Origin of the sequence: Kineothrix sp. MSJ-39, assembly GCF_018917935.1 — a bacterium.
Lineage (GTDB): Bacteria > Bacillota > Clostridia > Lachnospirales > Lachnospiraceae > CAG-194.
On the sequence record NZ_JAHLPN010000001.1, the window covers coordinates 269,572 to 292,048 of the forward strand.

A 22,477-nucleotide genomic window follows, 5' to 3' on the forward strand; every position below is an offset into this window, starting at 1 on the left:
GCAGCTCCCATTCTGCTTTTACAGGAAACGATATAAAATAATGGCAAGTACCATTCCGATAATGCTCGCAACCGTGATATGGATCGTCAGACCGAAAGTCAGCACCAGAATGCCAAGATCCAGCACGATCGGCGATGTCAGTCCGAAGCTCTGTCCGTAATTCAGAAAACTTGACGGAAGAAGTTGTCCCAAAAGACCACCTATTACAATTCCTGTCAACATCATCAATAAAAGAGCCCAACTGTTCTTGCTTCTCATGGTATCCTCCACTTCTTTTGTATCATCACACTAGATATATCTTATCACACCCAAAAAAGTATGTATATAAAATTCGTTTATTTTTTTTCGACTAAAAAGTCATTCTTTCGCACTGTTCTTTCGTCAAAATGCCGTCATTTTTCAGGTTTTGCAGTGCTTTCAGCATGCCAAATTTCGCATGCGGGAAGGTCAGTCCGCCCTGCATATATACCGCATACGGCGGTTTGATCGGACCGTCTGCGGAAAGCTCGATCGAAGAGCCGGAAACAAAAGCACCTGCCGCCATGATGACCGGTGCATCATAGCCCGGCATATCCCAAGGCTCCGGTGAAAGGTGGCTGTCCACACTTGCCGCTGCCTGGATTCCCTTACAGAAAGAGATCACAGCCTCCGGTTTTCCAAAGGTAATTGCCTGAATGATGTCAAAGCGGTCTTCTTTGGCATTCGGTACAACAGAAAATCCGAGTGTTTCAAAAATATTGGCTGCAAATATCGCGCCCTTTAATGCACTCGCCGTTACCGTCGGTGCCAAAAACAGCCCCTGATAAAAAGCAGGCAGTACACCAAGAGATGCACCGACCTCTTTTCCCAGTCCCGGAGAAGTCAGTCTGTAGGCAGCATTTTCCACACATTCCTTCTTGCCGACGATATAACCGCCGATTGGTGCCAGACCGCCGCCCGGATTCTTGATCAGAGAGCCGACCACCATATCCGCTCCTACTTCCACAGGCTCGATCCGTTCTACAAATTCACCGTAGCAGTTATCTACCATGCAAAGCACATCCGGTTTGCAGGATTTGATAAAGGAGATCAGTTCGCCGATCCGTTCCACCGATAAGGTTTTTCTCGGTTCATAGCCTTTAGAACGCTGGATCGTCACCAGCTTTGTCTTTTCATGGATCGCTGCACGGATGCCATCGTAATCAAAACTGCCATCCGGCAGAAGATCTACCTGGCTGTAAGATACGCCGTATTCTTTCAAAGAGCCTTTGGAATCACGGATACCGATCACTTCTTCCAGTGTATCATATGGCTTTCCCACAGGCGATAACAGTTCATCGCCCGGCCGCAGATTGCTCATCAGTGCCAGTGCCAGTGCATGTGTGCCACAGGTGATCTGTGGTCTGACCAGTGCATCCTCCGCATGGAACAGATTGGCGTATACTTCTTCCAGTGTATCGCGTCCGATATCGTTATAGCCATAACCGGTTGTACCGAGCAGGCAGGCTTCGCTGACACGCGCCTTCTGCATGGCGCGGATCACCTTCAACTGGTTATATTCCGCCGTTTCGTCGATCGCTGCAAAGCGATCCTTTAAATTTTCCAAAATATGTTCTCCAAATGCAAGCACCTGGGCGTCTATGTCCAGAGAAGCGTACATTTCCTGTAATGTCGTCATGTTGTATCCTCGTTTCTGTATTATATTTTATGATGCCAGGGACAAAAGGTCTAAACCCACATGAGCTTGCTCATAGGTGGGTGAAAGACCTTGGGGCCCGCCCCGATATGAGCATAAAAGTGGGATGATAATCCCACGATATGCGAATATTGGGTAGAATTGCGGGAGTGCGTAGCATGGAGCAATTCGTAGGCATCAAAGTCGTGTGGTTTTGACTCCAACATCATCGGTATCTATCATTACGTATTCATATTCCGCATTTCTTCTACCTTTTCAAGCATAAAAGCAAGCATCTTATCTTCCTGCCCGGCAAAGGCTGTCCGGTCGACCCATGTTACATCACGCTCCCGGCGAAACCATGTCAGCTGCCGTTTTGCAAAATGTCTGGTATCCCGTTTGATCAGATAGATCGCTTCCTCCAGTGAACAATCCCCGCAGATGTAGTCTGCCATTTCCTTATAGCCAAGTGCCTGCATGGATGTGGCAGTGCGCGGTATTCCATCCGCAAGCAGACCTTTTACTTCCTCGTATAATCCTTCTTCTATCATCTGATCGACACGTGCATCGATCCTGTCATACAGCTTTTTCCGATCATCATTCAGCACAAAATAACAGAAGGCATAGGGCGACTTTTTTTCGTGCTCCCTTGCGTTATGCACGGAGATTTTTTCTCCCGTCTGCATATAGTATTCAATGGCACGGATCACGCGTTTGCTGTTATTGGCATGGATCGCTGCAGCAGATTCCGGATCGATCGCCGCCAGCTTTTCATGCATATAAGCATTACCCTTCTGCGCCGCTTCTTCCTCAAGCTGTCTTCTGAGCGCAGAATCCGTTTCTTCTTCCGAAAACGCAATATCATACAAAACTGCCTGAATGTAAAATCCGGTTCCGCCGACCAGAACCGGAATATGTCCCCGCTCATAAATGCCTTTCATTGCTTCCTTTGCCATCTCTGAAAACCGGAATACATCAAATTTTTCATCGGGAGAAAGGACATCGATCAGATGATGTCTGACACCGTCCATTTCCCCGGGCAGGATCTTGGCAGAGCCAATATCCATCTTTTTATACACCTGCACGGAATCCGCAGAAATGATCTCTCCGCCAACCGCTTTCGCCAGTGCGATGGAAAGCTTTGTTTTCCCCACTGCCGTCGGCCCGGTCAATATCAGCATTTCCTTTTTCTTCATCGTTTAAACTTACGCTCCAGTTCATATTTACTCATGGAAATGATCGTCGGTCTTCCATGCGGACAGTTATATGGGTTGTCGCAGGCTAACAATTCCTGCATCAGCACCTTTACCTCCGGCAAGGAAAGCTTCTGGTTACCCTTGACTGCCGCTTTGCAGGACATGCTCGCGATCTTACTGAGCACGGCAAAGGAATCTCCCGCAACCGGTGCCTGCACCAGTTCATCCAGCACAGAAAGCAGCAGCTCTTTTTCTCCGTTTCCATACAGATCAAGCGGAACCGCGCGGATCGCGATCGCATCTTCGCCGAATTCTTCCAGTTCAAAGCCCAGTCTTGTAAAGTGCTCCTCATGCGCCTTCCATGCAGTCTGTTCCTTTGGTGTCAGTGTTACGATCGTCGGCGGTGAAAGCTGCTGGGACGGAATCTCCGTTTTTTCATGCAGCCGTTTCACAAACCGCTCATAATTTACCTTTTCATGCGCCGCATGCTGATCCACATAATAGATCTTATCCGCCAGTGCCAGGATCCAATAGGTATCAAATATCTGCCCGATGATCTCAAAATTCTCTGCCTGCTGTTTTTTCAGGTCATCTTCCGTAAACAGAGCCATCTGCTGCGGTTTTTCAATGATAACCGCCTGCTCCTTTTTGATAATCGGACTTTTCGGTACTTCTTCCGTGTATTCTGCTCTGGTTCCGATGATCCTTGCTGCGGCATTTTCAACCTGTTTTTTCTCCGGTATTGTTGTCTGTGCAGCAGCTTCTGCTGTATATCCTGTCTGCGTTTCCTGCACGCTATTCTGCGCAGGCTGCGCCAGTTCCTCCTCTACCTTCTGCAATGCTTTCTGCACGATCTGCCCATAGGACTGTCCGTAAGAAGAAGTTTCTCTTACCTGCGACTGCGATCTTCTGCCTGCTTCAAACGGCTGCGGAATCTCTCTGGTCAACTGCTTTTCCGCTTTCTTATCCTCTTCCTTTTCGATCTTTGCATCCATGGAAGTCACAAGGGATCTGCCGTTTATCGCCGCTGCGACAGATTCCTGCAGAAACCGGAAGAAGGTCTGCGGTTCATTGATCCTGATATCCATTTTGGTCGGATGCACATTGACATCGATCTTTTCCGGATCGATCGTCAGGTATAAGACGACAAACGGATATTTATGCTGCATCAGGAAAGTGCGGTAGCCTTCTTCCACTGCGGAGCATACCAGCGAACTCTTGATATACCTTCCGTTCACAAAGATCGTTTCAAACGCTCTGTTTGCCCTGCACAGGATCGGTTTCCCCAGAAATCCTTCTACCGAAATGCCGTCCATCTGTGCAGAGATTGGAAGAAGCTGGTTTGCCGTTTCTTTTCCGTAGATCCGGTAGATCACCTCTCTGCTGTCTCCGTTCCCGGAAGTAAAAAACTTTGTCTGTCCGTTTGCTATATACTGAAATGCGATCTGTGGAGCGGACAATGCAATGTGCTGCATAAAATCAGCAATGTAATTGCCCTCTGTCATCGCCGTCTTTAAAAACTTTTTTCTGACCGGCGTATTGTAAAAAATGTTGCGGGCGATCACCGTGGTTCCCTTTGGTGCACCGATCTCTTCGAGTTCCCCCGCTTCTCCACCGTTTATCGTAAAATGCTGCCCGGTCAGTTCTTCCTCTGTCTTTGTGATCAGCTCTACCTGACAGACTGCAGCAATACTGGAAAGTGCCTCTCCGCGGAATCCCAGACTGCTGATATGGGAAAGATCCTCCGCTTCTCTGATCTTACTTGTGGCATGTCTTAAAAATGCCTTGGTAAGCTGCGACTTATCAATTCCGCTTCCGTCATCCGTGACACGGATCATGCTGATACCACCGTCCTTGATCTCCACCGTCACATGCTCTGCGCCTGCATCGATCGCATTTTCCACAAGCTCTTTTACAATGGAAAACGGGCGTTCCACAACTTCTCCTGCCGCGATTTTGTCTACTGTATGATTATCCAGTACATGTATTTCATTCATTTGTGCTACTCCATCTGTTCTTTAACATGTTTTGCAGTTTATAAAGGGTATTTAAAGCATCCAGCGGTGTCAGATTCGAAATATCGATCTGGGAAAGCTCCTTGATTACATCTTCATCCTTCGTCGTGTCAAAAAGCGAGATCTGTGCCAGATCCACCTGATCGTAATGCTTTACTTTCTGTTTTTCCGTCTTTTTGTCCGTCTGGATACACTGTACTTTTTCTGTGATATCATTATCGGAAAGCTGCTGTGCGATCTCCTTCGCCCTGTCAATGACAAGATCAGGAACCCCCGCAAGCTTTGCCACCTGAATACCATAGCTCTTGTCCGCACCGCCCTTTACGATCTTCCGCAAAAAGACGATATCATCGCCCTTTTCCTTGACAGCAATACAGTAATTGTTGACATTGTTCATTTTGCCTTCCAGCTCGGTCAGCTCATGATAATGTGTTGCAAATAAAGTTTTGGCACCAAGCAGCTTTTTATTGCTGATATGCTCCACCACAGCCCAGGCGATCGACAGACCGTCAAAGGTGGAAGTTCCACGGCCGATCTCATCTAAGATCAACAGGCTGTTTGCCGTCGCATTCCGCAGGATATTGGCAACTTCATTCATTTCCACCATAAAAGTGGACTGTCCGCTTGCCAGATCATCCGAAGCACCGACTCTCGTAAAGATACGGTCCACAATACCGATCTGTGCACTCTTTGCCGGTACAAAGCTTCCGATCTGTGCCAGCAGAACGATCAACGCCGTCTGCCGCATATAGGTGGATTTTCCCGCCATATTCGGACCTGTGATAATGGAAATCAGATTTTTACCGCTGTCCAGATAGGTATCGTTGGCAATAAACATATCATTTTTGATCATGCACTCCACAACAGGATGTCGGCCTTCTTTGATATCGATCACGCCCTTTGTCGTGATCTTCGGCTTCACATAATGATTCCGCTCTGCCACATAGGCAAGCGAAGCAAATACATCCAGTCCGGCAATAGCCTTGGCTGTCTGCTGGACTCTCTGCATATTGTCACCAAGTGCATCCCTGACCTGACAGAACAGCTCATACTCAAGCGAATACAGCTTGTCCTCTGCATTCAAAATGGTATCTTCCATTTCCTTCAGCTTTGGCATCGTGTAACGCTCTGCATTGGTCAGTGTCTGTTTTCTGATATAATCCTCCGGTACCTGATCCTTGAAGGAATTGGTTACCTCGAGGTAATACCCGAATACTTTGTTGTATTTGATCCGGAGATTTTTGATCCCGGTTCTTTCCCGTTCTGTGTTTTCCAGCTCGGCAAGCCATTTCTTCCCATCTGTTTTGGCTCTTCGCAGGGTATCCGCATCTTCTGAAAAGCCCTCTTTGATAACACCGCCTTCTTTGGAGGAAAGCGGTGGTTCCTCTACGATCGCCGCATCGATCAGCTCGTACAGATCGGTCAGATCATCGATCTGCTCCTGCAGTTTCTGTAAAAGAGGCGTCTCAAATTCTGCCAGAACCGTTTTGATCGGTGGCAGCATCTGCAAGGAATTGCGGAACGCGATCAGATCCCTCGGATTGGCAGTCTTATAACTGATCTTTCCGAGCAGTCTTTCCAGATCATAGATCGGGCTTAAATATTCCCTGAGCTCTTCTCTGGACATCGGATGTGCCAGCAGGTCTCCGACCGCTTCCTGCCGGAGCACAATATCCGCCTGCTCGATCAGCGGCTGTTCCAGATAAGTACGGAGCAGTCTTGCGCCCATTGCCGTTTTGGTCTTATCCAGCACCCATAACAGGGAACCTTTTTTCTGCTTTTCACGGAGCGTTTCCGTCAGCTCCAGATTCCGCCTTGTGGCACTGTCCAGCAGCATATATTTGCTGGCAATATATGGATTGAGGTGTGTAATATTGGACAGGCTGTTTTTCTGTGTCTCGTATAAATAGGCAAGTGCTGCGCCCGCAGCGATCTGTCCTGCCACAAAATCATCCACACCGAGCGCAGTCAGCGTATTGACCTTAAAATGCTTGCATAACAGCTTCTGACAACTGTCTTCTTCAAAATACCAGGCATCAATTTTATTGACTGAAATACCGAGCCGCTCCCGCAGATCATCTATGCTGTAACCGCTGACTAAAAAATTATCGTTACAGATGATCTCCGACGGAGAAAACTTCACGATCTCATCATTCAGCTTCTTTGTATCGGAAACCTCTGTGACATAAAAATCACCGGTCAGTGCATCTACAACCGCAATCCCGATCTTGTCCTCCGTATAGGCAATGCACATCAGATAATTGTTGCGGCTTTCTTCCAGTGACATCATATTGAGGTTCGTACCCGGTGTTACGATACGGATCACTTCCCGCTTGACAATGCCCTTGGCAAGCTTCGGATCCTCCACCTGTTCGCAGATCGCCACCTTATAGCCCTTGCTGACCAGTTTGGTCAAATAGGAATCCGCTGCATGATACGGAATCCCGCACATAGGTGCACGTTCTTCCTGCCCGCAGTTTTTACCGGTCAGTGTGATCTCCAGCTCCTTGGATGCCACAAGTGCATCATCAAAAAACATTTCATAAAAATCGCCCAGCCGATAAAACAAAATGCAGTCCTTGTACTGCTCCTTTGTCGCCATATACTGTTGCATCATCGGTGTTAAATCTGCCATCTTCTGCCTCACTTTATTGTATCTTGCCTGTATAATAAAATCCGTGACATTCGTCCAGATGTACGTTTACCAGCGTTCCTATCAGATCCTCTCCACCCGGAAAATGTACGATCGTATTGTTGGACATACGTCCTGTCACCAGACTGTCATCCTGTTCGTTTTTCTCCTCTACCAGAACTGTGACCGTCTGACCGAGCAGGTTGCCAACTCTGCTTCTTGCCGTTTCCTGCACGGTTTTCAGTACTTTGTTGAAATTCTCTTTTACTTCTGCTTCCGGTACCTGGTTTTCCATGGCTGCAGCAGGTGTTCCTGTCCGCTTGGAATAAATAAAGGTAAAGGCATTTTCAAACTGCACCTTCTTGATCACATCGATCGTTTCCTCTACATCTTCCTTTGTTTCTCCCGGGAAGCCCACGATAATATCTGTCGTGATCGCAATATCCGGTATTTCCCGCCGGATCTTCAGTGCCAGATCCACATACTGCTCCTTTGTATAATGCCGGTTCATTGCCTTCAGGATCCTTGTCGAACCTGACTGCAGCGGCAGATGCAGATGGCGGCAGATCTTTTTGGAATGCTTCATAACCTCGATCAGCTCATCTGAAAGATCCTTCGGATGGGATGTCATAAAACGGATCCGCTCCAGACCTTTAATCTTTTCCACTTCAGTCAGAAGTTGCGCAAAGCTAACCGGATGCTCCAGATTTTTGCCATAGGAATTGACATTCTGTCCCAGCAGCATGATCTCGATGACGCCATCCTTTACCAGCATCTCGATCTCGCGGATGATATCCTTTGGCTCTCTGCTTCTTTCCCGCCCTCTGACATAAGGCACGATACAATAGCTGCAGAAATTGTTACAGCCAAACATGATATTCGTACCTGACTTGAATTTATACTTGCGGACGATTGGCAGATCTTCCACGATTTCATTGGTATCCTTCCAGATATCAATGATCATGTCATCGGATTCGAGCATTGTGACAAGCAGCTCTGCAAACTTGAAGATATTGTGTGTTCCGAAGATCAGATTGACAAAGCGGTAGCTCTTTTGGAGTTTTTCCACAACACCCTGTTCCTGCATCATACAGCCGCAAAGCCCGATCTTCATTGCCGGATTTTTCTTTTTATAGCCGTTTAAGATACCCAGTCTGCCATACACTCTCTGATCCGCATTATCACGTACCGTACACGTATTGAAGATCACAAAGTCAGACTTTTCATCTTCTCCGTTATCGGCAAATCCCACTTCTGTTAAAATGCCGAGCAGTTTTTCCGAATCTCTGGCATTCATCTGGCAGCCAAAGGTAACCACACAGCAGGTCGGCTTTCTGCCAAGCTTTTCTTCCATATCTGCTACCAGTTCCTTGGCGCGCGCCATAAAATAATATTGTCTTTCAGGCTCAGACTGCGGCGCAGCACCTGCCTGTCTGTAATCTGCCATTTTTTCTTCCAGTACTTCTTTTTGTATCATGTAATATAATCCTTTTCTGCTTTTCGTTATTGTAACCGATCCATCTTTCCCGGTTATTCCCGGATCTGTCCGTTTCCGATGATCGTATATTTATAGGAATTCAGTTCCCGTAAGCCCATCGGACCTCTTGCATGCAGCTTCTGGGTGCTGATACCGATCTCTGCACCAAAGCCGAATTCAAAGCCGTCCGTAAAACGCGTGCTCGCATTGACATATACACAGGCTGCATCTACCCCTTTCAGGAATTTATCCGCAGCTTCTTTATTTTCTGTGATAATGCTTTCAGAATGTCCCGTATTATAGCGGTTGATATGGGCGATCGCTTCTTCGACGCTGTCTACTGTCTTCATGGAAATGATCAGGCTCAAATACTCTGTGCCATAGTCTTCCTGTGTGGCAGCCTTCAAAGCCGGCATTACTTCCCTGATCCCTTCATCCGCACGCATTTCCACCTGCTTTTCTTCCAGTGCTTTTGCAAGCGGAGGCAGCAGTTTTTCCCGGATCTCTCTGTGGATCACAAGTGATTCACAGGCATTGCAGACGCCGATACGCTGTGTCTTGGCATTGACAATAATCTTTACCGCCTTTTCAATATCCGCATCTTTATCCACATAAATGTGGCAGTTACCGGTTCCTGTTTCAATGACCGGAATTGTCGCATTCTCTACAACCGCACGGATCAGTCCCGCTCCGCCGCGTGGGATCAGTACGTCCACATATCCTTTCATCTTCATAAATTCAGCCGTCACCGCTCTGTCTGTTGCTGTGATCAACTGGATCATATCCGGGTTGAACTGGTTTTTCTCCAGTGTTTCCCTGATTACATTTGTTATGGCAATATTAGAATGCAATGCATCAGATCCGCCTTTTAAAATAACGGCATTACCTGCTTTAAAGCAAAGACCGAACGCATCTGCGGTCACATTTGGTCTGGACTCATAAATAATACCGATCACGCCCATCGGTACACTGACTTTCGATATTACAAGGCCGTTTGGTCTTGTGAATTTCTCCAGTACATTACCAACAGGGTCCGGTAATTTCGTAATCTGTACAAGACCTTCCGCAATCTGACCGATCCGTTCCTCTGTCAGTTTTAATCTGTCAAGCAGTCCCTGGCTCATACCTGCCTGGATGCCTTCTCGGACATCCTCTGCATTTGCGGTCAGAATGCTGCCACATTCTTTCTGTAAATTCTGAGCGATTTCAGACAAAACCGTATTTTTCTGTTCTGTTGTCAGTAAAGATGCCTCATACTTTGCTGTTAATGCCTGCTCACCCATCTGTATCAGATCAAATTTTTCTGCCATGTCATCTCATTCCTTTCCTGTATAGATCAGTTATTTTCTATCTGATATACTGCTTTTTCTGTTACAATACATGCGGGATTTCGATCCGTTTCTTCCGTCTCGATCCGGCCCTGTTCCACAAGCTGCAGTTCATACGCGACCGCCACTGTGGAAATCTGTGGATGCGATTCCAAAAATCTGTCATAAAAACCACCGCCGTATCCGATCCTGTTGCCCACTCTGTCAAACGCCGTTCCGGGCATGATGACCAGATCCCCCGGACGCTGCTGCCAGGGTCTCTCCGGCTGTGGCTCCCTGATACCACGATAGCCGCTCACAAGCTGCGAAAGATCCGTGATCTGATAAAACTTCATGTTCTTTCCTTCCACTCTCGGGCAGAACACCAGCTTTCGTTTTCGAAATGCCAGCTCCATAATAGCGTCCGTTTCAACCTCAGAGCCATAACTGGCATAGATCAGGATCTGATCCGCCTGTTCAAAAGCGGGAAGCTCTGCAAGCTGCTTCTTGATCCTATCACTTTTTTTCTTTCTTTCCTCTTTAGAAAGGGCATCCCTTATTGAGAGAATTTCCCGTCTAATTTGCTTCTTCGTTTCCATATTTCTCGCCTAAATTTTCTATCGTACCATCTTCATTGACCATATCAATGTTATTCAGCTGGCTGCGCAGATTCTTTCTGACACTTGCGATATATTCCTGTCTGAGCAGTGCCTGTTCCTTCTTTTCGTCCTCTGTCAGCCCTTCTGCCTGCGATTTATGATAAAGCTCATTGATTCTTTTGATTCTTGATTCTTCCATGTGATTCTCCTGTACCTGCTGTTTCAAAATTGCATCATTATATTATAACAGAAAGTAGCTTTTATGCAAACCATGAAAAAGAATTTCATCGGAACCGAAATGTACACCTGCACATGATACAATATATGCTATTTCCATACATTTTCTTTCGATGACCACATCTCTAAAAATTCATCTTCTCGCAGTATCGCTCCATATACAGGACCGATAAACTGGTCAATCTGTACCAGTACGGAAGAAAAATCTGGTTTTTCAAGTCCCTGTCCGGGATTATAATTATTCCATAGTTTTTGAAGAAATTGCTGGTAGCAGTCATTCTCTTTAAGATAGCATCAAATTTTCTGCCATTGTGCTTTCCAAAGAATATGTATAAATATCGGGTTTCTTAAACCCCTCCAGCCTAGTCGCTCCCATATCTTTTACAGCCACACTCCAACCACCCTTCTTGCTTTCTTTTCTACACCAAGCTTTGAAGCATACATCATTAGTTTCGCAGCATCCTTTTCCTTATCACTGATATACCTTTGGATTACAGTATTAAACACCTCTCCATCCATTGTATTAATATGACGCAGACAATCACAAATAACCCGCTCCCTGTCGTAGATCTTTATCATAATTCCATCTATATTTCCTTCACTTACACCAATATTCAATCTGGACGCTTCGATAAAATGTGGTTTTATGATAGGAAAATCCAACTTATATTTATTTCTTGCTGACTTATTATCTACAGCTATATGCCAGATTCCCGGTACCCGGTCCGCATAGCCATAGTACATTGCAGCTGACATATCACAAATAATTGCCCTGGGAAAAAGCGATGTTATCACTGACACTTCTGTAAAAGCCTTTTCATCCTGCCACTGATAATAACCATACTTGATCTTCTCTACTTTTCCTTGTTCTATTAGATTTTGAAGCAGCTGATAAGAGATACCTTCTCTTGTAAGTTCGCATGTACGCATTATTCCGCCATATTGTTCAAATATTGATTCATAATTTTTTACTATATTCATGCAGATCACCTCAAACAACTTGGTACAAATAGTATTATGTTTTTGTATCAAGTTCTATTATACACAAATGGCGTAAAAAAACAACTTGATACAAAAAGTATTTCCTTTTTGTATCAAGCTGTTTTTCTAGTTCATAATTATTATTACTATATCATGACTCACCAGCAGGAAGCGTTACATATTCTCAATAAACGTCACCAGATCAAAATCTTCGCTCTTATGTGCCTTAAATAAGGTACCGTATTCTCTTCCGTCCATGATGCGGTGAATGATACGGACATCTGCCGCGTTGGCAATGATCATGTCTGCGCCGGAGCTGGTTGCGATCCTGGCAGCGGAAAGCTTCGTGCCCATACCGCCGGTTCCGACACTTGAGCTTGTCCCTTTTCCCATTCCCATAATGGAATCATCCAGCTCGTCTACTACACTGATAAATTCTGCATTCGGATTTTTATTCGGATCATCTGTGTATAAGCCGTCGATATCGGAAAGCAGGATCAGAAGGTCTGCATCGATCAGTGCTGCTACAATGGCTGACAGCGTATCATTATCACCAAACTCGATCTCGAAAGTGGAAACCGTATCGTTTTCATTGACGATTGGAATCGCGCCAAGCTTTAAGAGCTCTGAAAATGTATTTTTGGCATTGAAGCGGTTCAGTGGCTCTGCGATCGTATTTTTCGTCATCAAAACCTGCGCTGCCACATGGTTGTATTCTGCAAAAAGCTTCTGATAGGTCATCATAAGACGCGCCTGTCCGATAGCAGCACACGCCTGCTTCACAGCGATCGGATTGTCTTCTTTGCCGATATGTACCGCCCTTTTGCCGACTGCAATGGCACCACTGGAAACCAGTACCACTTCTTTGCCCTGGTTGGCAAGATTGCAAAGCTCCCGTACCAGAACATCCAGCTTTGTATAATCCAGTCCGCCCGTTTCCTTATGCTGCAATGAAGAAGAACCGATCTTGATGACGATCCTCTTTTTATCCTTGATCTCTTCCCGTAAAGTTCCCATTTTATTTATTTTGCTCCTTTTCTGACTATTTCATTTCCCAATTACTATATCATATCTCCTGAATCCGGTTGACTAAGATTCTGCGATCAGACCATACTGACTGCGATCCGCTCCGCCGTCAGAAGTCCGTCCATGGCAGCACTTGTAATACCACCCGCATAACCTGCGCCTTCGCCGCACGGATAGAGTCCTTTCAGTGAAGATACGCCTTCTTCATCCCGGACGATCCGTACAGGTGATGACGTTCTGCTTTCAATCCCCGCAATGATCGTATCATCTGCGTCAAATCCTTTGATCTTTCTGCCAAACTGCTCCATGCCCTCCAGAAATGCTTCGTTAAGTTTTTCCGGTAAGATCTCTCTTGTATTGGCAAATGCCCACTGTCCTTTGATACGGATGGGAAGGTCTGCCATATCCACAGTCTGTTCTGTACGATCCTCCTGTTTTCTGAAATCCTCCAGCCTCTGCACCGGTATCTTTCCGCTTGCAAGCTGAAATGCTCTTTCTTCCAGTTCTCTCTGGAATGCCACACCACCCAGCGGGCTCTGATCCGGAAAATCTTCCTTTGTCACTGTCATAATGATCGCCGCATTGGCAACGCCGCTGCCTCTGTCATGATAGCTCATGCCATTGACTGCCAGACGTCCCTTTTCGCTGGAAGCATTGACCACATAGCCGCCCGGGCACATACAGAACGAATAAACGCCTCTTCCTTCTTTCGTCTGCGCCGTCAGCTTATAACTGGCTGCACCGAGCGCCTTTCTACATGCTTCGTCCTGTTTCCCGTACTGGCTTTCATCGATCTGCTCCTGGAAATGCTGCACGCGGTAACCAACCGCAAAATCCTTTGGCTGCATTGTAAGAGAAGTTTCTCCCAGCATTTCAAATGTATCCCTTGCGCTGTGTCCGATCGCCAGTACAATATGGGAAGACATTATTTTTTCCGCATCATTCACAATTACACCCGTTACAGTCTGCTTATCCTCTCTTCCCCCGGGCTTTTCAGGCTGCTTACATAGCAGCAGTCCTGTGACCTTGCTTTCAAACCGTACTTCGCCGCCCAGTTCTATGATCGCAAGCCGCAGATTCTTTACCATGTCCATCAGAAGATCTGTCCCAACATGGGGCTTCTGCTTATATAAAATATCCGCAGGCGCTCCCATTTTCACAAACAAAGAAAGCACCTCCCTGCAGCGTCCGTATTTATCCTTGATCAGCGTATTCAGCTTTCCGTCCGAGAAAGTACCTGCGCCGCCTTCCCCAAACTGTACATTGGACGTCGTATCTAACATTCCCGTTTCCCAGAACTTGTCAATGTCCGCCTTTCGCTGCTCCACACATCTGCCACGCTCCAACACAATGGGACGAAGTCCTGCTTTTGCCAGATAGTAAGCACACACGAGTCCTGCAGGCCCTGCGCCGATAATGACCGGTCTGTCCGAACAGATATGTCCTGCAGTTACCGGAAACTGATATTTCTTCTCCGGCGCAGGAAGCACATCTTTACTTTTCACATGTCGAAGCACTTTCTCTTCCGCTCTGCAAGCTACATCCAGAACCAGAGAGTAAAAAAGCGCGGGCTTTTTTCTGGCATCCAGAGATTCTTTCACAATATGTATTTTTTGAATGTCCTCACTCATGCAATGCAGGATCTGACAAACTTTCTTTTCCACATCCTGCATAGTATAAGGGACACCTACCTTACACTGGTTGATCCTGATCATCTAGCGATCTTCCCTTTCTGTCTTCCTGTTTTCTGCTGCGTTTTCTTTTCTTTCATCACAGCAATGCAGTCCTGCAATATAGCCACTCGTCCATGCCCACTGCAGGTTATAGCCGCCGCATCTGCCATCCACATCGATAATCTCTCCGGCAAAATAAAGATCCTTGATTTTTCTGGACTGCATCGTGTCATCGATTTCCGAAACCGGGATACCGCCCATTGTTACCTGCGCCTTATCAAAGCCCGGATAGCCACTCATTTCAAACACAAAGCTCTTGCATAGCTTTGCCAGTTTTTTAAGTTGCTTATTGCTAACCATTTGCATTTCCTGCTGAAAGGATAAAGAAAGTCTGTGCAGCAGCGCACCACAGATCTTCTTGTGCAGAAAAAGTGCCAGCACTTCTTCAACCGGCTGCTTTCCATACTGCTTTTGCAGCCCTGCCAGCATATGTACCAGTTCTTCTTCTCCAAGCTGGGGCAGAAAATCCACAGAAACTGTTATCTTCTTTTTCGCCGCCAGTGCCTGTACCGCCCTGTGGCTTAGCTGAAACACCGGAATCCCGGAAAGAGAATCTTTATTGAGCTGCAGTTCTCCTTCTTCCGTCTGCATCCGTTCTCCGTCCACATACAGGGTCAGCATGGCATTTGCCCTGACACCCGCCAGTTCCTTACATGCCGGATCCTTCGTCAGTAAATATGTCAGCGCCGGATATGGTCTGTGCAGTGTATGTCCCAGACTTTTTGCAAGCGCATAACCGCTTCCGTCCGATCCTGTCTGTGGTGCGGCATTTCCGCCGCAGGCAAGGATCAGCTTGTCAAACCGGTATCGTTCCGTCTTTGTCTTTACAACAAAACCATCCTTACCGGCTGTGATACCTTCTATTTCCTGTTCCGTCTTTACCGTCACACCTTTTTCTTCCAAAAGCAGGCGCAATACATTCAGAACAGTGGCAGCCTGTCCGGTATAAGGATAGCAATACCCGTCTCTTTTTTCACTTGTGAGCATCCCATGGGCTGCAAAAAAAGCACTCGCAGCCTGATCGTCAAACTGCGAAAGGGCATGTGCCACAAAAGAAGGATGATCGCAGTAATAATCATCCTTCGACAGTGTTCTGTTTGTATAATTGCATTTACCGTTTCCGGTAGACAATATTTTCTTACCGATCCTTGCGGTGTGTTCTAGTAGTGTCACATCTGCATGCTCTGCCGCTGTGATCGCTGCCATCATGCCCGATGCCCCACCGCCGATGATTCCAACTTTCTTTCTCATATATCAGCCTGTTCCCAAGATTTCTATTTTTATACTGTCTGTCATTCATTTCTGGCCATCCGTTTTACCGGATTCCAACACAGGTTCCTGCTTATTTTCTTATGAAACCACATTAACTGGAATACGATTCCAGCAGATTGTAGAGTTCTTCCTCTGTCTGGATATATTTACCGTCCATGACTTCTTCCTGCACCGCCTGCGGCAGAGAAAATACTGGAATATCCGTATACAGGATCACCTTTTTCCGATTGCCGTCATACACCGTCAGGTAGCCGTCCTCCGCCACAATACACGCATAGTACAGCGAAGTTGCAATAACCTTTCTGACACTGATCTTTTCCGGTGAAAAAGACTCCAGGGACATGGACAGAAAACCTTCCTCCTGATCCTTCAGGGAAGGGCTCTTCTCGTAATCCTCGATCAGCTTCTCCACCTGTCTGCGGTCTTTTCCGATAAAAGAAGCCGGTAATGTTTCCATCCTGCTTTTTTCTGTCTGCATCGTTTCATCATAAACGATCACTTCATATGCCGTATCACAGGTCAGCGTCTGCATACTTGTCGCAGCCTGCGCCGCTTTTTTATTTTCACCTGCAGCTTCTGCCTGCTTGCTGCCGGCAGATGGGATACTGTTTTCATCCACGCTGCCTGTTGCTTCTCCAAACAGCGTATCATCCAGTTTATTCAGATCCGCCGACTGCTTTTTATAATAGCTTTGCTGTGCATTTCTGACATCCTTTGCCCCGATCAGGTCTTTTGTCAGAAGCTCACTTCCCTTTACCAGTACATAACAGGCAAAGACGATATTGATGAAAATACTGATTCGATAAAAAAGTTTCATAAGACTCTCCTTTTTTATCAGTATTTCCCAGTTTTTTCATCTTATACGTTTGGGATCAGCGTCCCAGCTTTCTTGCCAGAAGCTCCGGCAGACTGCCAAACGGGATCTGACGCCATTCGTGTTTTTGGAATACCCCCAGGAAAATGATCAGAACCTGATACAGCACATAACAGATCACTGCGGAAAGCAGCAATGTCATAATACCGCCCAGACTCTTAAGCAGAAGCAGCTGCATCAAAAAGGCGACCACTCCCGCCAACGCTGCGGAAACAAGCGGAAAGACGATCATCCGCAGAAGATCTGCCCGAAACCGCACTCTTTTGCAGATCATTGCAAATTCTGCCAGCGACAAACATAAAGCTGTCAGAAAAATTGTCTGCAGAAATGCTTTTCCCGCATGCCGCCCGGAACCAGATAATAAGGTAAAGAACCAGAAGCCTGCAAATAATGCCACTACCGTCAGCCCGTTGCAAAGCAGCTGCCGCTGCATAACAGAAAGGAGTTTTCTTGCACAGATCGCAAGTGCCAGAAAAACTGCCATGATACAGCCTGTCTGCACAAGCTGTGTCAGTTCTTTATTTTCATCAAAAAAGGCTGCGCTGACTACATTCGCCTGTGCCAGCAAAAATGCACAGACAGGCAGAATCAGATAAAGAAGAATCTTTCCCATCACTGCCATACGTTCCCGCGCATGTTGGTAATCCTGCTTTTTCAGGATCACACGCAGTTGTCTTGCCAGATAACCGGAAAGCTGCTGCGCATATAAAACAACCGGCATATAAAGGATAAACACCAGAAGTACAAGCGGCATTGTCACATCGCCTTTGTGGAATGCATATACCATACAGACAAATGCCAGTGCAGAAAATAACAGCTCGTGGAACATCTGCGGCAGATACAGCAGCAGATAATCTGTCAGTAGGTTCTTTCTGCTCTCCGGGCTGCGTGTTTCATCTGCCTTCAGCTCAGCGCGGATCGTTCTGCGCAGCAGAAGCATTACAAACAACAGGAATAAAAATCCTAAAAATGCACCGACTGCCAGTCCACCAATCCCGCAGACCGCAGCATAGGCATAGTAATAATCTTCCTGTCTGAAGACTGCGGCTGCTCTCGTTCCCGCGCCGCTGCATACATTTTTCAGGCAGATCGTCGTGATCAGACTGACCAGTGCTGTTACAATGCCTGACAGGCTGCCCGGCAGCGGAATGCTGTTTCCTTCCAGATAGCCTTTCATGCACTGCTGCAGTGCCAGAAAACATACGGCGATCAGACCAACCTGCAGCGGAAATGCATACTGCACAGTTCCAAACAAAGCTCTGGAAAGCGGCTCTGCCAGCAAAAAGCCCGGAACACAGATCAGCAGCAAAACAACCAGTGTCAGGATCATGACCGTATGATACAGTCTGTGCGCATTTCTGCTGCAGTCCCTGCTTTTCTGGAAATAAACCATTCTGCCCAGTACATCGGGAATGACCGCTGCTGTCAGCACAAAGACAAACAAAACCGTAAAAAGCGCTGCAGCGTAAAAGGTGATTCCTTTCTGTCCGATCTGTGCATACAGATAAATCATCTTTATAAGAGCGATCAGCCAGATCACCCAGGGCGCATACATTTTCAAGCCGCCCTGCTTCATATAATTTGCACGTTTTTTTCTTCCGTCCATACTCATTCCTCTTTTATCTTGTTATCCCAAGCTCTTTCAGTATTTCTTCCTGTCTGGCAAACATTACCTTTTCTTCCTCGGGCTCCATATGATCGTACCCAAGCAGATGCAGCATGCTGTGTGTCACAAGAAATGCGAACTCCCGAAGCGGCGTATGCCCATACTCTTCTGCCTGCGAAAAAACACGCGCAGCACAGATCACAATATCTCCAAGCACCAGTTCCTCCGTATCCGGATTCAGATACGCACTCTCATCTTCCTGTACGATTGAAAAATCTGACGGGCTTTCATAATCAACGCCCGGAAAGGAAAGGACATCTGTTTCCCTGTCGATCTCTCTGTACTCCCGATTGTAAGTCCTGATCCCTTCCGCATCCGTGATCAGCAGATTGACTTCTACTTCATACGGACACTTCTCCGCCTCCAGCACCTTACGGATCACCTGCTCTGCCACAGCTTCCATATCAAACGGAAAAGCTGCTTCTATTTCATTTTCAACGCAAAAAGTCATAGTATAAGGTTTCCTCCACAAATATCTTATGTATCTCATTCAGCTGACTGATCGTCAGACTGCAATGATCCAGAATGCCACTCTCTATCTGCTTTCTAAAAACCACACCTGCGATCTGTTCGTAATTCAGCTCCGCACGTGGATTCTTTTCAAATAGGAACATAACTGACGATACCATTGCATCTGCTAAAAGTACGATCGCCGCCTCTCTGGAAACAAGCGTCGTATTTTTGCCGCCGTACTCCTTCAGAAGCTGTACCAGTTCCGGTGGGAAATGATATTCCTTTGCGATCGCCAGCGCGTTTTTCAGATTGCTTTCTCCGCGCATCCGCCCGATCTTGTGATAATAGCCGCCTGCTTTTGCAAGCATTTCATCCGCACCGATCTTTCTGGCGATCTTCTCGCAGAAATAAGCTGTATGCACCGCATGATAATATGCCTTCTTGGAATACTGCTTCAGATCTGTCAAAAGCACATACTCCGGGTCGTTCATTTCCTGATATTTATCCCTGTTTTTATGCAGGATATGCAGGCTTAAGTATTTCAGTGCCAGCGTCAGGATAATAAAGCTGCAAAACAAATTGATCGCCACATACAAAACATTCTCAAAGGTGATCGTACCCTGCTGCGCAAAATCCATGCACAAAAGTGCCAGACAGGTAAACAGAAGTGCCGTAAATAAGGGCACACCAAATAAAAACGTCGTATCCAGATGGCTGAATAAGATCATTCCCATTACACCGATCAGCGCAAAGCTGACAAATACGACAGGATCCGGCTGACTGATCAGTTCCTGCACATATAACAGGATCAGATAAGCGCCTATCCCGACCTGTGGCCCGGATGCGAGCATAAGCATCACGGCAAGCGGCAGAAACAGCCAGAGCTGACACGGCAGAAATGAATGAACTGCCACAAGCAAAAGCCCCAGCACATATACGCCCAGAAGCCTTTCCGGGTGTGCGCCGTTATTGTATAAAAATGTATTTTGATATAACCCCGTCAGAAACACAAAAACAAATACAAGCAGAAGCATTCCCAATGTGATAAACCCTGTCAGGAAGCTGCCCGTATCCGTATCCTTCATAAAATAAAACAGGAAAAGCTCTCCCGGTGGAAGGAGCAGCATGAGCAGAGAAAGCAGAATCGTCTTAACGTTTAGCGTTTCTGTCAAACTTTCCTTTTTCACGGTATTTCTTTCCGGCTGTTTTGGTTGCTTTCTTTTCATAGTCCTCATAAGCCTTTACGATTTTTTGTACAAGCGGATGTCTGACAACATCCTTACTGGTCAGATTGCAGAATGCGATGTCTTCTACCTTCGATAAGACACGGACTGCGACCTCCAGACCGCTCCTTGTCGTAGCAGCCAGATCCTTCTGGGAAAGATCGCCTGTCACAACGACCCTGGAACCGAAACCGATTCTCGTCAGGAACATTTTCATCTGCGCCTCTGTCGTATTCTGTGCCTCGTCCAAGATCACATAGGCATTATCCAGCGTACGGCCACGCATATAAGCAAGCGGTGCAACTTCAATGGCACCTTTTTCCATGTTTTTCTGAAAACTCTCCGCTCCCATGATCTGATATAGCGCATCATAAAGCGGTCTTAAATAAGGATCTACCTTGCTCTGCAGATCGCCCGGCAAAAAACCAAGCTTTTCGCCCGCTTCAATGGCAGGTCTTGTCAGGATGATCCTCTCTACTTCGTTATTTTTAAAAGCCGTGATCGCCATTGCCATGGCAAGATATGTCTTTCCCGTTCCTGCAGGGCCGAGTCCGAACACGATCATATGGTCCTTCATTGCCTGCACGTACTGCTGCTGTCCGATCGTTTTCGGTTTTACTGGCTTGCCTGCCACCGTATGGCAGATGCACATGCTGTCCATATCCTGCAGGGATACATTTTCTTCTTCCTGCGCAAGCTGCAGGACATAATCGACGCGCTGCTCCTCAAGCTCCGTCCCCCTATGGATCGACTGCGCCAGTTCTTCTATCAGCTCCGCTGCACGCTGCGCATTTCTTTCTTCTCCGATGATCTTTGCACTGCCGTCCCTGTTGACCACCGTCACATGAAGCTGCTTCTCAATCTTTGCGATATAGCTGTCATGCTGTCCGAAAATACTCTGCAGACTGTCCATATCCAGATCAAGCTCTATGCTGAAATCACTCAATTTTTCTTTCCTCTCCGTCCATTGTGCGGATCCAGATACTGCCCTCCGCCTTCATACCTTTTTGATACTTTTTTATTTTAACATCATTTTCTACAATTTGAATACCTTTTTGTTGTAAAGTTTGGCAAAATTTTTCAAATTGCAGCTGCAAAAGTGTCTTCGCCGTTGTTTCGTCGTACGTTAAATTTTCCAGTGTATAGGCATTACAGGTGATCGTTCCGTAATACAGCGGCAGATAAAAATCACCGATCCCCGCCTGGTTCAGATCCGTCACAATATCATATTTTTCATAAGACGGAAGCATCCCCAGCGAAAAACTCTTTGTATAGATCCTCGCATACCATACTTTCTTCTGCTCCCCCGTATAGACTTTCTTTTCATATGCAAAGGGAAGATTTCTTTTGTAGGGAAGGGACGCCCTGATACAGATATCCGCATCCGCATGGACATACATGGTTTCCTTCAGCGTTTCATCGTCATTATAGACAGGAATTTCTCCCTGCACCAGACAATCCCCTTTTTTCACAGTATCCCCGGCTTTGACAAGTGGAATTCCCGCTCTTGTCACGATCGACTCCACCTCACCGTCCATTGTCGCAACCAGATGACACGGCTGCTTTTCCGTCTCCTTCTGTGGCAGAAGCTGGTCATTTTCCTTGACACTGATATACAGCCGCGTTCCCTGGATCCGCAGAGAAACCCAGGTCAGGAACGGATAAGTATCGCGCAGCTTTTTTTCCACCGCATCGATATCCACCTGTCTCATATAGGTGCCATAATACACATTTTCCTCCTGCAGAAACTGCAAAAGCATTTCTTTTGTCAACCTGTTCCCGCCTGTCAGCTCAATGTCCCACAAAAACTGCGAAACAAGATACAGACTGAGCAGACAGCACAGACAGCCGAGCAGAAAGATCCTTCTTTTTTTCCACCTGCGGGCAAAAAAAGGCAGTCCGCTTTTGGAAAGCAGGACCACCTTTGTTCTCGTTTTATGTACAATGGGTTTCAATTTGAAATAATCTGAAACATACAGATTCATCTCATATCTGTTTTCCGATACCGAGATATCCCAAAGCTCGATATCATGTACACTACACAGGTTGAGAAACCGTTCCGGGGCAAAGCCTGTCACGCGGATCCGCACAAAGCCGCGCAGAAAACGAATGATATTCAGCATACTGACCTC

Annotated in this window: 19 protein-coding genes; all 19 read right to left on the bottom strand. The window is 46.6% G+C overall.

Features of this window, described 5'->3' with window-relative positions; genetic code table 11:
• Positions 1 to 18 precede the first annotated feature (18 nt).
• Entirely contained in the window at positions 19 to 258 is a 240-nt protein-coding gene (locus KQI22_RS01280) for a DUF4321 domain-containing protein (protein ID WP_216550265.1), read from the bottom strand.
• 91 nt (positions 259 to 349) lie between these two features.
• A complete protein-coding gene (locus KQI22_RS01285) occupies positions 350 to 1,657 on the bottom strand; it encodes a methionine gamma-lyase family protein (protein WP_216550266.1) in 1,308 nt (435 codons plus the stop codon).
• Between the two features lie 239 nt (positions 1,658 to 1,896).
• Positions 1,897 to 2,850, bottom strand: a complete 954-nt coding sequence (gene miaA / locus KQI22_RS01290) for a tRNA (adenosine(37)-N6)-dimethylallyltransferase MiaA (RefSeq protein WP_216550267.1) — start codon at positions 2,848 to 2,850, stop codon at positions 1,897 to 1,899.
• Entirely contained in the window at positions 2,847 to 4,847 is a 2,001-nt protein-coding gene (gene mutL, locus KQI22_RS01295; protein ID WP_216550268.1) for a DNA mismatch repair endonuclease MutL, read from the bottom strand. Before mutL ends, miaA begins: the two co-directional genes overlap by 4 nt.
• Entirely contained in the window at positions 4,840 to 7,500 is a 2,661-nt protein-coding gene (gene mutS, locus KQI22_RS01300) for a DNA mismatch repair protein MutS (RefSeq protein ID WP_216550269.1), read from the bottom strand. The genes mutL and mutS overlap by 8 nt, the downstream gene beginning before the upstream one ends.
• 13 nt (positions 7,501 to 7,513) lie before the next feature.
• The gene (miaB, locus tag KQI22_RS01305; RefSeq protein WP_216550270.1) at positions 7,514 to 8,974 is read right to left on the bottom strand and encodes a tRNA (N6-isopentenyl adenosine(37)-C2)-methylthiotransferase MiaB; all 1,461 of its coding nucleotides are present in this window, start codon (positions 8,972 to 8,974) and stop codon (positions 7,514 to 7,516) included.
• A gap of 53 nt (positions 8,975 to 9,027) precedes the next feature.
• Positions 9,028 to 10,284 (bottom strand): glutamate-5-semialdehyde dehydrogenase, encoded by a 1,257-nt coding sequence (locus KQI22_RS01310; protein ID WP_305854752.1) that lies wholly within the window; start codon positions 10,282 to 10,284, stop codon positions 9,028 to 9,030.
• Between the two features lie 26 nt (positions 10,285 to 10,310).
• Complete coding sequence (locus KQI22_RS01315) at positions 10,311 to 10,880, bottom strand: 5-formyltetrahydrofolate cyclo-ligase (protein ID WP_216550271.1); 570 nt, start codon at positions 10,878 to 10,880, stop codon at positions 10,311 to 10,313.
• Entirely contained in the window at positions 10,858 to 11,079 is a 222-nt protein-coding gene (locus KQI22_RS01320) for a DUF896 domain-containing protein (protein ID WP_216550272.1), read from the bottom strand. The genes KQI22_RS01315 and KQI22_RS01320 overlap by 23 nt, the downstream gene beginning before the upstream one ends.
• Positions 11,080 to 11,498: 419 nt before the next feature.
• Positions 11,499 to 12,098, bottom strand: a complete 600-nt coding sequence (locus tag KQI22_RS01325) for a type IV toxin-antitoxin system AbiEi family antitoxin domain-containing protein (RefSeq protein ID WP_216550273.1) — start codon at positions 12,096 to 12,098, stop codon at positions 11,499 to 11,501.
• A 174-nt stretch (positions 12,099 to 12,272) separates the two neighbouring features.
• Complete coding sequence (gene proB / locus KQI22_RS01330) at positions 12,273 to 13,115, bottom strand: glutamate 5-kinase (RefSeq protein WP_216550274.1); 843 nt, start codon at positions 13,113 to 13,115, stop codon at positions 12,273 to 12,275.
• Between the two features lie 86 nt (positions 13,116 to 13,201).
• On the bottom strand, positions 13,202 to 14,839 hold the full coding sequence (locus KQI22_RS01335) for an NAD(P)/FAD-dependent oxidoreductase (protein ID WP_216550275.1): 1,638 nt from the start codon (positions 14,837 to 14,839) through the stop codon (positions 13,202 to 13,204).
• Positions 14,840 to 16,108: an NAD(P)/FAD-dependent oxidoreductase gene (locus KQI22_RS01340; protein WP_216550276.1), complete on the bottom strand. Its 1,269-nt coding sequence runs from the start codon at positions 16,106 to 16,108 to the stop codon at positions 14,840 to 14,842.
• Positions 16,109 to 16,220: 112 nt separating this feature from the next.
• On the bottom strand, positions 16,221 to 16,946 hold the full coding sequence (locus KQI22_RS01345; RefSeq protein ID WP_216550277.1) for a hypothetical protein: 726 nt from the start codon (positions 16,944 to 16,946) through the stop codon (positions 16,221 to 16,223).
• Between the two features lie 55 nt (positions 16,947 to 17,001).
• Entirely contained in the window at positions 17,002 to 18,609 is a 1,608-nt protein-coding gene (locus tag KQI22_RS01350) for a hypothetical protein (protein ID WP_216550278.1), read from the bottom strand.
• Positions 18,610 to 18,622: 13 nt separating this feature from the next.
• Complete coding sequence (ybeY, locus tag KQI22_RS01355) at positions 18,623 to 19,120, bottom strand: rRNA maturation RNase YbeY (RefSeq protein ID WP_216550279.1); 498 nt, start codon at positions 19,118 to 19,120, stop codon at positions 18,623 to 18,625.
• A complete protein-coding gene (locus KQI22_RS01360) occupies positions 19,104 to 20,348 on the bottom strand; it encodes an HDIG domain-containing metalloprotein (protein WP_216550280.1) in 1,245 nt (414 codons plus the stop codon). Before KQI22_RS01360 ends, ybeY begins: the two co-directional genes overlap by 17 nt.
• Positions 20,272 to 21,291 (bottom strand): PhoH family protein, encoded by a 1,020-nt coding sequence (locus KQI22_RS01365; RefSeq protein ID WP_253293451.1) that lies wholly within the window; start codon positions 21,289 to 21,291, stop codon positions 20,272 to 20,274. Before KQI22_RS01365 ends, KQI22_RS01360 begins: the two co-directional genes overlap by 77 nt.
• Positions 21,284 to 22,468, bottom strand: coding sequence for a sporulation protein YqfD (gene yqfD, locus KQI22_RS01370; RefSeq protein WP_216550281.1), 1,185 nt, complete (start codon positions 22,466 to 22,468; stop codon positions 21,284 to 21,286). Before yqfD ends, KQI22_RS01365 begins: the two co-directional genes overlap by 8 nt.
• Between the last annotated feature and the right edge of the window lie 9 nt (positions 22,469 to 22,477).

Coding starts and splice junctions, on each gene's coding strand:
- KQI22_RS01280 (WP_216550265.1), bottom strand. CDS start 258: ATGAGAAGCAAGAACAGTTGGGCTCTTTTATTGATGATGTTGACAGGA.
- KQI22_RS01285 (WP_216550266.1), bottom strand. CDS start 1,657: ATGACGACATTACAGGAAATGTACGCTTCTCTGGACATAGACGCCCAG.
- miaA (WP_216550267.1), bottom strand. CDS start 2,850: ATGAAGAAAAAGGAAATGCTGATATTGACCGGGCCGACGGCAGTGGGG.
- mutL (WP_216550268.1), bottom strand. CDS start 4,847: ATGAATGAAATACATGTACTGGATAATCATACAGTAGACAAAATCGCG.
- mutS (WP_216550269.1), bottom strand. CDS start 7,500: ATGGCAGATTTAACACCGATGATGCAACAGTATATGGCGACAAAGGAG.
- miaB (WP_216550270.1), bottom strand. CDS start 8,974: ATGATACAAAAAGAAGTACTGGAAGAAAAAATGGCAGATTACAGACAG.
- KQI22_RS01310 (WP_305854752.1), bottom strand. CDS start 10,284: ATGGCAGAAAAATTTGATCTGATACAGATGGGTGAGCAGGCATTAACA.
- KQI22_RS01315 (WP_216550271.1), bottom strand. CDS start 10,880: ATGGAAACGAAGAAGCAAATTAGACGGGAAATTCTCTCAATAAGGGAT.
- KQI22_RS01320 (WP_216550272.1), bottom strand. CDS start 11,079: ATGGAAGAATCAAGAATCAAAAGAATCAATGAGCTTTATCATAAATCG.
- KQI22_RS01325 (WP_216550273.1), bottom strand. CDS start 12,098: ATGAATATAGTAAAAAATTATGAATCAATATTTGAACAATATGGCGGA.
- proB (WP_216550274.1), bottom strand. CDS start 13,115: ATGGGAACTTTACGGGAAGAGATCAAGGATAAAAAGAGGATCGTCATC.
- KQI22_RS01335 (WP_216550275.1), bottom strand. CDS start 14,839: ATGATCAGGATCAACCAGTGTAAGGTAGGTGTCCCTTATACTATGCAG.
- KQI22_RS01340 (WP_216550276.1), bottom strand. CDS start 16,108: ATGAGAAAGAAAGTTGGAATCATCGGCGGTGGGGCATCGGGCATGATG.
- KQI22_RS01345 (WP_216550277.1), bottom strand. CDS start 16,946: ATGAAACTTTTTTATCGAATCAGTATTTTCATCAATATCGTCTTTGCC.
- KQI22_RS01350 (WP_216550278.1), bottom strand. CDS start 18,609: ATGGACGGAAGAAAAAAACGTGCAAATTATATGAAGCAGGGCGGCTTG.
- ybeY (WP_216550279.1), bottom strand. CDS start 19,120: ATGACTTTTTGCGTTGAAAATGAAATAGAAGCAGCTTTTCCGTTTGAT.
- KQI22_RS01360 (WP_216550280.1), bottom strand. CDS start 20,348: ATGAAAAGAAAGCAACCAAAACAGCCGGAAAGAAATACCGTGAAAAAG.
- yqfD (WP_216550281.1), bottom strand. CDS start 22,468: ATGCTGAATATCATTCGTTTTCTGCGCGGCTTTGTGCGGATCCGCGTG.